Source organism: Flavobacterium sp. TC780 (assembly GCF_056783245.1).
Genome location: NZ_JBXBAV010000120.1, coordinates 1 through 15,103 on the forward strand (window position 1 = coordinate 1; position 15,103 = coordinate 15,103).

21 protein-coding genes and 1 pseudogene are annotated in these 15,103 nt (G+C 32.9%); all 22 read right to left on the reverse strand.

Annotation, left to right across the window (positions count from 1 at the left end):
* Positions 1 to 207: 207 nt before the first annotated feature.
* The 22 genes and pseudogenes from AC1RYN_RS13110 to AC1RYN_RS13215 all read right to left on the reverse strand — a co-directional run bounded on the left by AC1RYN_RS13110 (position 208) and on the right by AC1RYN_RS13215 (position 15,081).
* Complete coding sequence (locus AC1RYN_RS13110) at positions 208 to 339, reverse strand: hypothetical protein (protein ID WP_481807321.1); 132 nt, start codon at positions 337 to 339, stop codon at positions 208 to 210.
* Positions 327 to 2,342, reverse strand: coding sequence for a KR domain-containing protein (locus tag AC1RYN_RS13115; protein WP_481807322.1), 2,016 nt, complete (start codon positions 2,340 to 2,342; stop codon positions 327 to 329). The genes AC1RYN_RS13110 and AC1RYN_RS13115 overlap by 13 nt, the downstream gene beginning before the upstream one ends.
* Positions 2,303 to 2,680, reverse strand: coding sequence for an acyltransferase domain-containing protein (locus AC1RYN_RS13120; RefSeq protein ID WP_481807323.1), 378 nt, complete (start codon positions 2,678 to 2,680; stop codon positions 2,303 to 2,305). The genes AC1RYN_RS13115 and AC1RYN_RS13120 overlap by 40 nt, the downstream gene beginning before the upstream one ends.
* A gap of 8 nt (positions 2,681 to 2,688) precedes the next feature.
* Positions 2,689 to 4,974 carry a type I polyketide synthase gene (locus AC1RYN_RS13125; protein ID WP_481807324.1) on the reverse strand — a complete coding sequence of 762 codons (2,286 nt, stop codon included), beginning with the start codon at positions 4,972 to 4,974 and terminating at the stop codon, positions 2,689 to 2,691.
* Positions 4,883 to 5,446, reverse strand: a complete 564-nt coding sequence (locus AC1RYN_RS13130; protein WP_481807325.1) for a phosphopantetheine-binding protein — start codon at positions 5,444 to 5,446, stop codon at positions 4,883 to 4,885. Before AC1RYN_RS13130 ends, AC1RYN_RS13125 begins: the two co-directional genes overlap by 92 nt.
* Positions 5,447 to 5,460: 14 nt before the next feature.
* Positions 5,461 to 5,664: a hypothetical protein gene (locus AC1RYN_RS13135; RefSeq protein WP_481807326.1), complete on the reverse strand. Its 204-nt coding sequence runs from the start codon at positions 5,662 to 5,664 to the stop codon at positions 5,461 to 5,463.
* A 9-nt stretch (positions 5,665 to 5,673) separates the two neighbouring features.
* A pseudogene (locus AC1RYN_RS13140) lies at positions 5,674 to 5,832 on the reverse strand (hypothetical protein); the annotation flags it as partial.
* Between the two features lie 20 nt (positions 5,833 to 5,852).
* Positions 5,853 to 7,796: a non-ribosomal peptide synthetase gene (locus AC1RYN_RS13145; RefSeq protein ID WP_481807327.1), complete on the reverse strand. Its 1,944-nt coding sequence runs from the start codon at positions 7,794 to 7,796 to the stop codon at positions 5,853 to 5,855.
* Positions 7,793 to 8,629, reverse strand: a complete 837-nt coding sequence (locus AC1RYN_RS13150) for a condensation domain-containing protein (RefSeq protein WP_481807328.1) — start codon at positions 8,627 to 8,629, stop codon at positions 7,793 to 7,795. The genes AC1RYN_RS13145 and AC1RYN_RS13150 overlap by 4 nt, the downstream gene beginning before the upstream one ends.
* A gap of 44 nt (positions 8,630 to 8,673) precedes the next feature.
* Positions 8,674 to 8,829: a hypothetical protein gene (locus AC1RYN_RS13155; RefSeq protein ID WP_481807329.1), complete on the reverse strand. Its 156-nt coding sequence runs from the start codon at positions 8,827 to 8,829 to the stop codon at positions 8,674 to 8,676.
* On the reverse strand, positions 8,822 to 9,244 hold the full coding sequence (locus AC1RYN_RS13160) for an AMP-binding protein (RefSeq protein WP_481807330.1): 423 nt from the start codon (positions 9,242 to 9,244) through the stop codon (positions 8,822 to 8,824). Before AC1RYN_RS13160 ends, AC1RYN_RS13155 begins: the two co-directional genes overlap by 8 nt.
* 22 nt (positions 9,245 to 9,266) lie before the next feature.
* On the reverse strand, positions 9,267 to 9,662 hold the full coding sequence (locus AC1RYN_RS13165; RefSeq protein ID WP_481807331.1) for an AMP-binding protein: 396 nt from the start codon (positions 9,660 to 9,662) through the stop codon (positions 9,267 to 9,269).
* Positions 9,663 to 9,733: 71 nt separating this feature from the next.
* Complete coding sequence (locus AC1RYN_RS13170) at positions 9,734 to 10,342, reverse strand: condensation domain-containing protein (protein ID WP_481807332.1); 609 nt, start codon at positions 10,340 to 10,342, stop codon at positions 9,734 to 9,736.
* 19 nt (positions 10,343 to 10,361) lie between these two features.
* The gene (locus AC1RYN_RS13175) at positions 10,362 to 11,849 is read right to left on the reverse strand and encodes a condensation domain-containing protein (RefSeq protein WP_481807333.1); all 1,488 of its coding nucleotides are present in this window, start codon (positions 11,847 to 11,849) and stop codon (positions 10,362 to 10,364) included.
* Positions 11,850 to 11,862: 13 nt separating this feature from the next.
* Positions 11,863 to 12,126: a hypothetical protein gene (locus tag AC1RYN_RS13180; RefSeq protein WP_481807334.1), complete on the reverse strand. Its 264-nt coding sequence runs from the start codon at positions 12,124 to 12,126 to the stop codon at positions 11,863 to 11,865.
* A gap of 40 nt (positions 12,127 to 12,166) precedes the next feature.
* A complete protein-coding gene (locus AC1RYN_RS13185; protein ID WP_481807339.1) occupies positions 12,167 to 12,478 on the reverse strand; it encodes an AMP-binding protein in 312 nt (103 codons plus the stop codon).
* Positions 12,479 to 12,495: 17 nt separating this feature from the next.
* Positions 12,496 to 13,170 carry an AMP-binding protein gene (locus AC1RYN_RS13190; protein WP_481807340.1) on the reverse strand — a complete coding sequence of 225 codons (675 nt, stop codon included), beginning with the start codon at positions 13,168 to 13,170 and terminating at the stop codon, positions 12,496 to 12,498.
* A gap of 263 nt (positions 13,171 to 13,433) precedes the next feature.
* Positions 13,434 to 13,619 (reverse strand): condensation domain-containing protein, encoded by a 186-nt coding sequence (locus AC1RYN_RS13195; RefSeq protein WP_481807335.1) that lies wholly within the window; start codon positions 13,617 to 13,619, stop codon positions 13,434 to 13,436.
* Entirely contained in the window at positions 13,586 to 13,738 is a 153-nt protein-coding gene (locus AC1RYN_RS13200) for a hypothetical protein (protein ID WP_481807336.1), read from the reverse strand. Before AC1RYN_RS13200 ends, AC1RYN_RS13195 begins: the two co-directional genes overlap by 34 nt.
* A gap of 166 nt (positions 13,739 to 13,904) precedes the next feature.
* A complete protein-coding gene (locus tag AC1RYN_RS13205) occupies positions 13,905 to 14,312 on the reverse strand; it encodes a condensation domain-containing protein (RefSeq protein ID WP_481807337.1) in 408 nt (135 codons plus the stop codon).
* Positions 14,303 to 14,737, reverse strand: coding sequence for a condensation domain-containing protein (locus AC1RYN_RS13210; RefSeq protein ID WP_481807338.1), 435 nt, complete (start codon positions 14,735 to 14,737; stop codon positions 14,303 to 14,305). The genes AC1RYN_RS13205 and AC1RYN_RS13210 overlap by 10 nt, the downstream gene beginning before the upstream one ends.
* 17 nt (positions 14,738 to 14,754) lie before the next feature.
* Entirely contained in the window at positions 14,755 to 15,081 is a 327-nt protein-coding gene (locus AC1RYN_RS13215) for a phosphopantetheine-binding protein (protein ID WP_481807341.1), read from the reverse strand.
* Between the last annotated feature and the right edge of the window lie 22 nt (positions 15,082 to 15,103).

Consider the following 15,103-nt stretch of genomic DNA (forward strand, 5'->3'; position numbering starts at 1 on the left):
CAGTTGTAGTATCTAATTCATATACTGCTGGTAAATGATAAACATTCGTTCCCTGTTCGTATTGCTCTATAAACCACAAACGTTCTTGATCAAAAGATAGAAGAGATTCTTGCATATCTGTTTTAAATATGCGTTTATTTAAAAAATCGTCTTCAGAGAAAATTTTATTATTAAATAAAAATGTTTTAATCTCTGGTTTTAATTTAATTATGGTTTTCTTAATTCTTGACTTTTGAAATCATCCGATATTAATAAATGAATATCATTTTCTTCAATCCATAACAAGGAATCATTTTTCTTAAAATCATATATTAATTTGATTACTTCTATATTGTCCATTTTTCTCTTTTAATATTTACTTTAATAGTATTCTTAACCAAAATATTCTTTAAATTATTTGTGCATTTATGCTTAAACAAATCGGCAATACCAATGTCTATATTAAATAATTCGGTAATTTGATGTGATGCGCGTATCGCAAGAATTGAGTTTCCTCCAATTTTAAAGAAATCGTCATAGATTGATATTTCTTCTAATCCAAGTATATTGGCAAATACTTTGGCAATTTTGAATTCAGTTTCCGAATAATCTTCTTCTAAAATTCTAATTTCTTTATCGGTTGGTTTGTTATTATTAGAACTAAACAGTTTGTGCTTTAATTCTTTTATATTCAACTTAGATACTGCGAGTTGATCGTGTTTTGTCTGATTAATTAAATGATAAAACAACTCCGAACCTTCATTGTAATCAACAGAATTTAAATACATTAATCTATCCAAATCTTGTGAAAAATTTTGTGTTTTTTTATTTTCAGATGATTCCTCTTTACTTGTATAATTATCGTACCACCAAAGCCAATTGACAGAAATGATTTTAGTGTTTTTGAATTTTTTCTTATTTACTGATAAATAATCTAAATAACTGTTAGAAGCACAAAATTCAATTCTATTTGCATCACCAATGAGGCTTGACAGTGATGACTTTGAGGCAATAAAATTCAGATGATTTAAATCTACAGAATTAATTAAATGATCTAATCCATAAATTCTTCCTTTGAAAGCATTTTTAACATTTTCAAATTGATATTCATTAATATCTAGTGGAGATGCACCTTCGGTATGTATAATACCTGTTATATTGCCATAAATCGCTTTTGTTTTCTCTATAAAAGCATTTACTTTTTCAAAACTGTATAAATCAACACATTCAAAGTCAAATGAAGAACCAAATGCTTTAAGTGTTTTAATTATCTCAAATCTTTCAATTTCATAAGCTGATACTATTGACTCCTTATAAATATCATCACTACTTATTAAAATAAATTTTACATTATGTTTACTAGCAATATATTTTGCGGTTGGTAAAGCAAAACTACTTAAGTTACCCGTAATTAAAATAACGTCTCCATCCTTAATTCTGCTTTCATTGGTTGGTAAATTAGCTACATTTTCAAATCGTTCAATCCATAATTTTCCAAATTTGACAGCTAATAATTCATCCGTTTTTTTATAGTTTACATCTTTAACAAGATGATTAATGTAGTTAAAAATGTTTTCGTTTTCATAACCAATATCAATTATTCTGGCGTCTAAGTTTAAGAATTCATTATTGATATTTCTCATAGCTCCAACCAAAGTTCCATTGAATGGATTAATAATGTCATCATTAGTAATTTGTGCTAACCCATTTGTTAACACCAATAAATTGTCCCTATCAATATTATTTAACAAATATTGACGAATTAAAAACAAAGGATAAAAACTATAAGATAATGCGCGCTCTGAATCAGACAGATTGTTAATTGAAGAGAGATGAATAATCGTTTCAAAGGCAATATTGTTTGCGTTTAAATATTGAGACAATTCTTTAAAATGATTCTCATTTTGAGGGTTAAGCTTAAACTCATTATTATCTGTTATAAAAATATTTGTATTCTGATGATTTACATCTAATACTATTAAATGACTATTTTTTGCTATAATGCTAAAATCATACAAGTTAAGTTGCTCTTCTCTTATAAAAATAAGCGCATTTTTATAAACAGTAACATCAGTTATGTATTGTTTATCCAAATTAAAAGCTGGAACCCAAACTGGTGCACTCAACCATTTTTCTTTAGGAAGCAATGCTAGTTCTTCTTTGGCTTTAGTTTCTTCAGCTCTTTCCAACCAACATTTTTGAAAATCAAACTGATACACTGGCAAACCTTGCTGCAACTTTGCTTGTTGAAATAAATCTGGGTGGTTTGGTTGATTGATAATGCCATTCATCCAAAGTTTGGCAATAAGCGCTTCTTTACTACTTAACTGATTCTCCTTGTTTTCCTCTGCTTCTTTTGCCAAGCAAACAACTGTACTGAATCTAGGTATTTATAGTTATTCGATTTTTTATAAACATTAATAAAAGAACACAATGCTTTACCAGGCCCTACTTCAATAAAACTAAGCTGATGGTTGTATTGCACACTTAAAGTGTGTATTCCTTTTGAAAACTGAACTGTATTTCGAAGTTGGTTGCACCAATATCTTGCAGAAGTAACTTCAGCTGCAGCAAACGCTCCTGTTAAATTTGAAATGAATTTCTTCTTAGGTGTGTTTAACTTCACATCCGAAAATACCTTTTCAAATTTATCCAAAGCCCCTTCCATCATAACAGAATGATAGGCATGTGATACGTTCAATTTTACACTTAATAATTCCTCGATCTTAATGCCATTTTCAGACTTTGAATCTTATCATGAGTACCCGAAACTACAATGTTTTCTGATGAGTTGATAACTGCGATTTCACAATGGTATTCTTTTACTATTTCCTGAATATCGATTTCGGCAGAATGGATAGCAAGCATACTGCCCGACTCCATGGACTGCATAAGTTGCCCTCTGGAAATTACAGTTTTTATGGCGTCTTCCAGACTAAAAACCCCAGATAAAGTAGCTGCCACATATTCTCCAATACTATGACCAATGCAAGCATCTGCTTTAACTCCAATGTGAGTCAAATATTCAGACAAACCATATTCTATAATGAATAAAGTAATTTGAGACCACTGTGTTTGGTTAATGTCAAATTGTGATGGTTTCTGGGTTGGGTACATCACCTCATTCAGATCTATCTCTAGATATTGATTCGCGATACCGATGCATTTATCGATAACATTCTTAAAATTTGGTTCATTATCATACAATGATTTTAGCATACCAGTATATTGTGCTCCTTGACCCGGAAACATAAATACCGTTTTTGCATTGTGCTGCGTATTGACTTGGTTTTCAACAACACTTTCTTTTAATGCAGTAATCAATTCCTCAACTGTTTGGGCGCAATAAGCACTTCTATGATTGAATTGTTCTTTTTTCTGTTGTAAACTATAGGCAATATCTCGTATAGTAACTGATTGCTGAGTATTTTGTATTCCTGCTAAATATTTTAATAAGGTTGTTTTGTTCTGTTCTAATGATGATCTGCTTTTTGCAGATAGAGGAACGATGTATTTTATCGGAGAATGCCCTTCGACTATTGTTTTTTCTTGCTCTTTTGCTGACACAATGTAATCCCCTATAACCACATGTGCATTAGTACCTCCTACTCCAAAGGAACTCACTCCAGCCAAACGTTGTTTTTCCTGACTAGGCAACCATTCTCTGTTTTGTTTAAGAATCTCAAAGTTGGTTTGCTCTAAACCAAGCTCTGGGTTAGGGCTTTCAAAATTTACCTGTCCTGGAATAGTATTATTTTGAAGCATTGCACAAACCTTAATTAAACTGGCTGTACCTGCAGCAGAATCGGTATGACCAATATTGGCTTTTACTGCTCCCAGTACAGTTTTACGACTCAATGGTTTTTCTTTATCTTCATTAAAAGCAAATGCTTCACGCAAGGCTTGTACTTCTATAGGATCACCTAAATGAGTGGCAGTACCATGACATTCTACATAATCAATTTCATTAGAACTTACTCCTGCCATGCGTTGCGCATTGATAATACATTCGCTCTGACCAATGATTGAAGGTGCTGTGTATCCTGTTTTACGGTCGCCATCATTATTGCTAGCATATCCTTTGATAACACCTAAGATAGTATCTCCATCTTTAATGGCATCCTCCAAGCGTTTCAATAAAACAACTCCAACTCCAGAGGCGCCAATAGTACCAGAAGCCTTATAATCAAAGGTTCTACAATGACCATCTTTTGAGGAAATCATTCCTTCTTCGTATACATAACCAATATCACCTGGTGTACCTAAAGATACTCCTCCTGCCAAAGCCATATGACAAACACCAAGTTGCAAGTTTTTACAAGCCTCCACCACAGAAACCAATCCAGTGGAACAAGCTGTATTAATAGAATTGGCTGGACCTGATAAGCCCAAGAAAAATGCCGTTTTGGTTGCCAAGGCATCTTTACTATTCGAAGCTGAGGCTTCCCACATATTAATTTGATCGGACATTTCTCCGTTTAGGATATGATCATAGAAATAATCATTATTACCACTTCCTGCAAAAACACCAATGTTTTGGTTCTTACGCTGTTGAGAATACCCTGTAGATTCTAATACAAACCAACTGTGTTCTATAAATTTACGGATCTGAGGATTCAATTGTTTTGCTTCGTTGGGTGATATCCCCCAAAACAAAGGATCAAAATTCTCAGTTCCTTCTACATCGCCTGATATTGCAACGAAATTAGGTAAATTCAATAAAGACTCCTCTACTCCAAATTCAACACACTGTTCTTTATTATAAAACTTAATTCCTTCCTTTTGATTAGCAATCAAGTCCCATAATTCTGTAATATTATTTGCTCCACTAAACGCTCCTGAACTACCTATAATGGCAATTTCATGGCTACTGCTGCCAAGGCTATTGCTCTGAAGTTGATACTTAGGTAACGTATTTGGTCCAATAATTTGAATTAGCTTTAAAAATCCAATTATGTTTAAATAAATCAGCAATACTGATGTTATTGAATTCATCTAATCGATTTAATTTTTGTTTCAATTGAAGGCTTAATATTGAATTTCCTCCCATCTTGAAAAAGTTCTGATGAATGCTAACCTGATCGCTAGCCAAACCTAAAACTTCAGCATAAATAACACACAGCTTAATTTCTAATTCAGTCTCAGGCTTGACATAATCCTCAACCGCATTAAAATCAGCATCAGGTAAAGCACGTTTGTCTAATTTGCCATTAATGGTTAAGGGCAAAGATTCCATAGCAACCAAGGCGGAAGGAACCATGTAATCAGGTAAACCCTGAGACAATTTTTCTAAAATAGAAGTAGAATCAAGGTTTGTTTCTTGTGTGCTATCCAATACATAATAACCAACTAAGTATTTTGTACTTCCAGCTTCTGCTTCTTTCTTTGGCCAAAACACACGCTTGCTTGATGCCTTCGATTTGTGAGAGGGCATGCTCAATCTCGCCAAATTCGATTCGGTAACCACGAATTTTAACCTGATCATCGTTTCCGCCTAAATATTCTAACACCACCATCTGGCAACCAACGCACCAAATCGCCCGTTTTGTACAATTTGGTATATCCTTTAGCTTTATCAGCTTCGGTAGCAAATGGATTATCGATAAAACGCTCCGCAGTTAACTCAGGACGATTCAAATAACCACGAGATAAACTCGCTCCACCTATATGCAATTCGCCAATCACTCCTATGGGAACAGGAACATTGTTAGAATCTAAAACATAATTTTTAAAATTAAAATAAGGCTTACCAATACCTTTAGCTCCAATTTCCTTTTTATTTATATATGTTGCCCCAACTGTTGCCTCTGTTGGACCATATTCATCTATTGGATTATCAATGTACTTCGAGATATAGTCTAATTGAAATTCTTCTAATTTCTCCCCTCAAAGGCTTGTTTTATTTTATAATTACTAAAATAATTCAAAGATAAGTTGGCTAATAAGGAAGGTGTTCCTTTAACAAAATCAATTTTATTTTCAACTAAATACTGTGCATATGAATCAACATCTGTTACCGTATCTGAATAAATAAATATCTTTTTCCCCAATAACAATGAAGAAATAGTTGTAGTTACGCTCAAATCGAATGCTAAGTTTGTTGAAAAATCAACATTCTTTATCTCAGGCAATAGAACCTCATTTACATTATTGGAATAATTAATAACCGAATGATGTTCAATCATTACTCCCTTAGGTCTACCAGTAGTTCCTGAGGTATAAATGATATAAGCCAGATCAGTAGACTGAGAATATTGTTCAAGGTTTACTGTATCTTCTTTTAGATATAGTTCTTCTGACAAATCAATAGCAATAACTTTGTCCTGTGGAAGCTTAACCTGATTGTTTTCTTTTAGCTTTCTTTGACTTAAAATAATAGTCGCCTGAGTATCTTCCAAAAAATAATCAATCCTATCCTGAGGATAACTTGGATCGATAGGCACATAAGTTCCGCCAGCTTTTAGTACTGCCAATATCCCAATAATCATTTCCAAGCTTCTGTCCATACACAATACGATGAGAGTATCTGGAGTAAGTGCTCTTTGCGTTTTTTCTTGATACTGTTCTCGAATATAACGTGCTAACTGATTGCTCTTTTCATGAAGTGCATTATAAGTTAACTCATCTAAACCAGAAACCAAAGCAACATTATTTGGAGTCTTTAGTACTTGTTCCTGAAATAATTCCTGAATGGTCTTATCCTTTGGATATACTTTATCAGTAGCATTCCAATTGTAAATTAGCTCTTGGTAATCCTTTGGAGATAACAAACTAATTTGACTGTACTCTTTATTGGAATCCTTAGTCAACTCATCTAATAAATAAACATAATGATTGGCTAATTGAATAATACTCTCTTTAGTAAACAAGCTAGTAGCATAGTTAATCTCACCTGCAAGTTCTTCTTCACTGTCATCAATAAAAATAGACAAATCAAATTTAGCTACTTCATAAGCATCTTTAAGTTCGTATGGTTTAAATGGTGTAGTATCATTGTACTCAAAACTCTCTTTACTAGAACCAAAACTCTGTACCCCAAACATTACCTGAAAAATAGAATGTCTAGAAGTATCTCTATCAACTCCCAACTCGGCTATTAACTTTTCAAAAGGTAAATCCTGATGCAATTGAGCTTCAATTTGTCCTTGATGAACCTGTTTGATTAGTTCTTTAAAATTTTGGGAAGCATTAAGTTGTGTTCTGTTTACTTGTGTATTTACAAAAAAACCAATTAAACCTTCTGTTTGGCTATGATGACGATTGGCTATTGGGCTACCAATCACAATATCCTTCTGTCCAGTATATTTCCCTAAAAGAATATTCACAGCGCTTAAAAGCAAACTATTTAATGTAACTCCCTCTCGCTGTGCTAAATCACGTATTTTTTTACTAAGTTCTTTATTCAATGAAAACTCTTGGCTTGCGCCTCTGTAATCTACAACAGAGGGTCTAGCATAGTCAGTAGGAAATTCTAAGACTTGATAACCTGTCAGCTTTTCTTTCCAATAGCCTAATTGTTTTTCTAAAACATCTCCCGTTAAATAATTGCGTTGCCACAATGCATAATCCTTATATTGAATCTCAAGTTCAGGTAATTTAAATGTTGTGTTGTTTTCTAGATATGCATTATAATATGCTAAAACTTCTCTTTCAAATACCTCTTTTGACCATCCATCTGAAGCGATATGATGTATATTGATTAACAGTATCGTCTTATTTATTGTAGCATCAGAATTTGAACAGATATTATAAAAATTAACTCGGATTGGATATTCATTACTTAAGTTAAATGGACGATTGATTTCTTCTGTAATCAACAATTCATAATCATCTGTTTCATTCCATGCGTATCTTCTTGAATAGAAAGAGATTCTTCATGTACTTTCTGAATAGCACATTCATCATTTTCTCTTTGCTCAATAGTACTTCGCAACACCTCATGTCTAGTGACAATTTGTTGCAAAGCGTATTTTATGCCTTCTTTATTTATTGTAGCATCAAGTTCATATAAAGCAGGTATATGGAAAGTATTCGTCCCTTCTTCAAACTGTTCGATGAACCACAGACGTTCCTGAGCAAACGAAAGACCAATTTGGTCAACATCAACCTTTATTACTATTTGGGACTGACCAATAGCATGAGCCAGTAATTGTGTTATTGTTTTATATTTAAAAACATCAGCCACTTTCACATTACATCCCAATATCTTGCTCATACGATGTGAAACTTGTAGTGCCAAAATAGAATTACCTCCTATCTTGAAAAAATTATCAGTAATGCCTACTCGATCCAATCCAAGTAAATTACTCCAAATTTCGCATGTCTCTTTCTCTTCTGTTACAGGCACAACATAATCTGAGTCTGAAGAATTGAAATCAGGATCAGTAAACAAACGCTTGTTTAGCTTTCCATTTACTGTCAATGGAAAAGATTCCATCTCAACAAAAGCAGTCGGTATCATATAATCCGGTAAGATTCCAGATAAAGAACTCTCAATAGTATCTACCGTTAATCCCGTTTCTTCCACATTTAAAACATAATACCCTACAAGGTATTTAGAACTCCCATTCTCAGTAATCCTATCTCTTGCCTGAACACTTACTTGTTTAATTCCAGTTATTTGTGAGATCGCATGTTCAACTGCACCCAACTCAATAGGAATCCTCTAAAATTTAACCTGATCGTCATTTCTTCCTAAGATTCTATGTTACCAACTGCCAACCAACGAACCAAATCGCCCGTTTTATACAATTTGGTATACCCTTTTATTTTATCTTCTTGCGCGGCAAATGGATTATCCACAAATCGTTCGGCAGTTAACTCTGGACGATCAAAATATCCTCTAGACAAACCAATACCTCCTAAGTATAATTCTCCTATCACACCAATAGGAACAGGCCTTTGATTGGGGAGAAAGAATATAAACTTGGGTGTTTTGAATAGGCTTCCCTATGTATACATTTTTAGTCGAATTAGTCTCATAAAACGTGACATCAATTGAAGCTTCCGTTGGACCATAAAGATTATGTAACTTCAATGATTCACCAATGCTATTCTTATACGTTTGTTGAACTGTATTGTTATTTAAAGCTTCTCCACTACAAAAAATTTGCTTTATTGAAGGGTTAAATTTATTCTCTTGTTCTAATAGATAATGATTATAGGCTTCTAACATACTTGGAACAAAATGAAGTGTCGTCACTTTCTCTTTTTGTATCAATTGATGCAAATACTCACTATCCTTATGACCTTCTGGCTTGGCCATCACAATTTTAGCACCATACCAATTAGCCCATAAAAGTTTCCCATACAGAAACATCAAAGACATAAGGTGTCTTTTGCAAAACAACATCCTCCGAATTTAAGGGATACATATTTTGCATCCATTCAATTCTATTAACAATACCTGAGTGATTTAACATTGCTCCTTTAGGCTTCCCTGTGGTTCCTGAGGTGTAAATCACATAGGCAAGATCTCTCGACTGGCTCTGTTGTGGAAGATTCATCTTAGCCTGAGTTTTATACAATGCTTCAGATAAATCAATGTAAACAACCTTATTCTGTGGTAATTTAGCATAAGCCTTTTCATTTAAATGCCTTTGGCTCAATACAAGCTCCGTTTGGGTATCTTCCAAAACATAATCTATCCTTTCTTGTGGAAAGACTAGGGTCAATAGGAACATATGCGCCTCCAGCTTTTAACACTCCCAAATCTCCGATGATCATTTCAAAGCTTTCTCCAGGCATAAAGCAATTAACTGTCGGCTGTAAGTTCTTTTTGCGTTTTTACTTTGTATTGTGACCGGATATGGTGCGCCAATTGGTTGCTCTTTTCATTAAGCTGATTATAGGTTAATCCCTCTCCTTCATAAACCAAGGCAATATTGTTAGGTGTTTTTTTGACTTGCTCTTCGAATAGGTCTATAATAGATTTATTCTTTGGATAGGTCTCTTCAGCTGCATTCCAATCGTGAATAATTTGTTGATACTCTCCAGAATTCAATAAACTAATTTCATTATGAAACCTACTTGAATTTTCCGTGAGTTCATTTAAAAGATAAATATAATGATTAGCCAATCGAGCAATACTCTCTTTTGTAAACAAGCTTGTAGCATAACTAATTTCTCCTAAAAGTTCTTCCTTACTATCATCTATAAAAATGGATAAATCATATTTAGCCACTTCATGAACATCTTCAAAGTCATACGGTCTAAAAGGAGCAGCATCATTATACTCAAAACCATCATTACCTGAACCAAAACTCAACACTCCAAACATTACCTGAAAAACAGGATGTCTTGAGGCATCACGCTCTACTCCTAATTCATCTATTAACTTTTCGAAAGGTAAATCCTGATGCATTTGAGCATTAATTTGATCCTTATGAGTTTCCTGGAATTAAATCTTCAAAACTTTGGGAACTATTTAAAATAGTTCTATTAGCCTGCATATTGACAAAAAAGCCTATCAAGCTCTCTGTTTGCCTGTGATGCCGATTGGCAATAGCAGTACCAATAACAATATCATTTTGTCCAGTATATTTACCTAAAAGAATAGTAACACTACTTAAAAGCAAACTATTCAATGTAACTCCTTCACGCTGTGCTAAATCACGTAGTGTTTTACTAAGTTCTTTATTCAGTAAAAACTCTTGACTTGCGCCTCTGTAATTGACAACAGAAGGTCTGGCATAATCAGTAGGAAATTCAAGAGTCTGATAACCCGCTAACTTTTCTTTCCAATAGCCTAATTGTTTTTCTAAAATATCTCCCGTTAAATAATCGCGTTGCCACAATGCATAATCTTTATATTGAATTTCAAGTTCTGGCAATTTAAATGCTTTATTATTTACTAAATAGGCATCATAATATGCTAATACTTCCTTTTCGAATATCTCTTTTGACCATCCATCTGTAGCGATATGATGTATGTTGATTAATAGTATCGTCTTATTTAAAGAAGCATCGGTCTCGGATTTAATAGTATAGAAATTAACCCGAATTGGATATTCATTACTCAAATTAAATGGACGATTGATTTCTTTTGTAATTAACAATTCATAATCATCTGTTTCACTCGATGTAATTTCCAGAATAGAAAGAGGTGCTTTATTTACTTTCTGAATAGCAAATTCGTCATCTTCTCCTTGCTCAATAGTACTTCTCAATATCTCATGTCTAGTAACAATTTGTTGTAAAGCATGTTTTAAGCCTTCTTTATTTGCTGTAGCATCAAGTTTATATAAAACTGGAATGTGATACGCATTAGTTCCTTCTTCAAACTGCTCAATGAACCACAAACGTTCCTGAGCAAACGAAAGACCGATTTGATCAGAATCAATATTTGGTATTATAATTTGAGACTGATTAATAACATGGACCAATAACTGTATTATTGTTTTATATTTAAAAACATCAGCCACTTTTACATCTTTCCCTAATATTTTACTTGTGCGATGTGAAACTTGTATTGCCAGAATAGAATTACCTCCTATCTTGAAAAAGTCGTCAGTAATACCTACTCGATCCAAGCCAAGTAAATCACTCCATATTTTACACACTTCTATTTCTTCGTACGTTGTAGGTTCAACATAATCTGAGTCTGAAGAATTAAAATCTGGATCAGTAAACAAACGCTTGTTTAGCTTTCCATTCGCTGTTAATGGGAAAGAATCCATCTCAACAAAGGCACTTGGTATCATATAATCCGGCAAAATACCCGATAAAGATCTCTCAATAGCATCCACAGTTAAGCCAACCCCATCTTCATTCAAAATATAATATCCTACAAGATATTTAGAACTACCGCTTTCGATAACTTTGTCTCTGGCCTGAACGCTTACTTGCATGATGCCTTCAATCTGAGACATTGCATGTTCAATCTCACCCAATTCGATACGATAGCCTCGTATCTTTAACCTGATTATCAACTCTACCAATATATTCTAGAGTCTCATTGGCTAACCAACGAACCAAATCGCCTGTCTTATATAATCGTGTATAGCCGTTTTCTCTATCAATATCGGTAGCAAAAGGATTGTCGATAAAACGTTCGGCAGTTAATTCAGGACGGTTTAAATACCCTCTGGATAAACCAGCTCCACCTATATACAACTCTCCGATAACTCCACTAGGAACAGGGCACATATTTAAATCAAGAACATAAACACTTCTGTTATTAATTGGTTTACCAATAGGTACACGTTTGCCCTTCTATTTCATTCACCATATCATAAGTACAAGCAAACGTTGTACTTTCAGTTGGACCATATCCATTTAAACAGTGCTTAGGTTTTGAAGAACTACTAATTAATTTATTCACTGCATTCTTATCTAATGCTTCTCCACCAATAATCAAATATTCTAAGTCTGAGAAAAGTTTATTATCTAAGTAGTATAAATTATCAAATAACGTTTTTGTAAGCCATAAAATTGATATTTTATTTAATTCTAAAAACGTTTTAAATTTTGTTGCACTTGAAACAATACTACTTAAAATCTATTGGTACAATTAACTTATGTCCCCTTAAGTAATGGTGTAAATATTTCAAAAGTACTGGCATCAAATGCTGGAGAAGATAAAAAAGCAAACACCTCGTTATTAGATAAATTAATATAATTATTAAATACTAAACTCAAGACCGCACCATGCTCTACCATTACACCTTTAGGTTTACCTGTTGTTCCTGATGTATATATTACATAGGCAAGATTGTCTTGCTTAATGTCTTTTTTAATAAATTCTATTGAAGTATCAATATAATCTAATTGAACATCTATTGCTATAATATTTCCAGTGTAATAATCAAAATCAAATATATAATCAGTTTGCGTGATAAACATATTAAGCGATGCATCCTCAACGATAAATTCCTTTCGTCTGTCAGGATATTCAGAATCAATACATACATAAGCTGCTCCAGCTTTCAATATTCCAAAAATACTGACCAGCATTTTTTCTGACTTATCAAGCATGATACCTATTAAATCATTTTCTTGAATATTGTAATTGGTAATTAAATAATATGCTAGTTTATTTGATTCATCGTCTAGTTCTTGATACGTCAGTTCTTTTTCACCAAATACAATAGCAATATTGTTTGGTGTTTTTTTGACTTGCTCTTCGAATATATCTATAATTGATTTATTCTTTGGATATTCTTTATCAGTTGCATTCCAATCATGAACAATTTGATTGTATTCATCAGGATTAGTAAACTAATTTGGCTATATGGCATATTTGGATGTTTCTGTTAGCTCTTCAAGAAGATATAAATAGTGTTTAGAAAACTTAGTTATAGTATCTTTATGAAACAAACTGGTAGCAAAATTAATTTCCCTAAAATTTCTTCATCATGATCATCGATAGAGATGAATAAATCAAATCTTGCATTAAGATAAACATCTTCGGTATTCATAAGGTTTGAGGTATTTTTTTTGTAGCTCCGAATTTTTCATCTTCCTGACCAAACCTGTACACCAAACAGTACTTGAAAGATAGGATGTCTTGACACATCGCGATCAATTCCTAAATCATTAACCAACTTTTCAAATGGTAAATCCTGATGAAGTTGAGCTTCAATCTGATCCTTCTGAACTTCCTGGATTAACTCCCCAAAACTTTGAGAATTATTAAGCATTGTTCTGTTACCTGTGTATTAACAAAAAACCCAATAAGCCCTTCTGTTTGTCTTTGCTGTCTGTTTGCATTAAGGGTACCAATTACAATATCGTTGTGTTCAGTATATTTACCCAACAATAATATTAATACTACTTAACAACACATTATGTAGTGTTAAACCTTCATAATGTTTACATAGTTCTCGTAATCTTTCGGTGATTTCACTATTGATTATAAAGTCATAATCTTCACCTTTATAGTCTATTGTTGCAGGTCTTGCATAATCAGTTGGAAATTCTAAAGCTCATATCCCGACAATTTCCCTTTCCAATAGCATAATTGTCTTCCTAAAACTACCTGTCAAATAAGATCTTTGCCATAGGGCATAATCCTTGTATTGAATGTCTAATGCTGGCAGACTAAAATCAATATCTTTTTTAACATAAGCTTCATAGTAATCAAACAATTCGTTTTCGAATATTTTTAATGACCAACCATCACTAGCAATATGATGTATTGTAATTAATAATAAAGTTTTAGACTGCAAAACTTCAGAACTTGACTTGATTGTATAAAATACAACTCGAATAGGATATTCAGTATTAAGATTAAAAGGACGATTAATAGTTTCATTAATTAGTGAATTATAATCATCAGTCTCATCTACTATAATTTCCTCAATAAACAGAGGTGAATTATGTACTATCTGCATGCCATGCCCTCGTCTTTTCCTGGCTCAATGGTACTTCTCAATACCTCATGTCTAGAAACGATTTGTTGTAAAGCGTATTTTAAACCTTCTTTGTCAGTTTCCTCATCAAGCTCATATAAAAAAGGCATATGATAAGCATTTGTACCTTCTTCATACTGCTCGATAAACCACAAGCGTTCTTGAGCAAAAGAAAGAATAGATTCTTGCGTATCGGTTTTAAATATTAATTTATTTAAAAAATCAATCTTCGAATATATACCATTGAAAACAAGAATATTGAATATTTCAGTTTTAAATTCAGTAATTGTTTTTTTTAGTTCTTCACTTTTAAAATCTTCAGAAACAAATAGCTTAATCCCATTATCTTCAACCCATAACATTGAGTTATTTTTCTTGAAATCATCAATAATACTAATTATATTCATTTTTATTTTTTTATTCTTTAAACAAATATTTCCCAACTTTCTCCTTCAATACTTTTACTTTTTTCGTGTAAATTTTGCGATAAAACATCTTTAAGATTATTAATCGTTCTATTCTTAAACATATCAGTCACATTTACATCACATCCTAATATCTTACTCATACGATGTGAGACTTGAATTGCCAAAATAGAATTACCTCCAATTTTGAAAAAGTCATCAGTGATACCTACTCTATCCTGCCCAAGAATTTCCTGCCAAATTTCACAGGCTTTAATTTCTAATTCTGTCTCAGGCTTGACATAATCTAAAGTAGCATTTCCTCCCCTAACAACAGGAGCATGTATTAACCTTTAGCAATACGTAGTA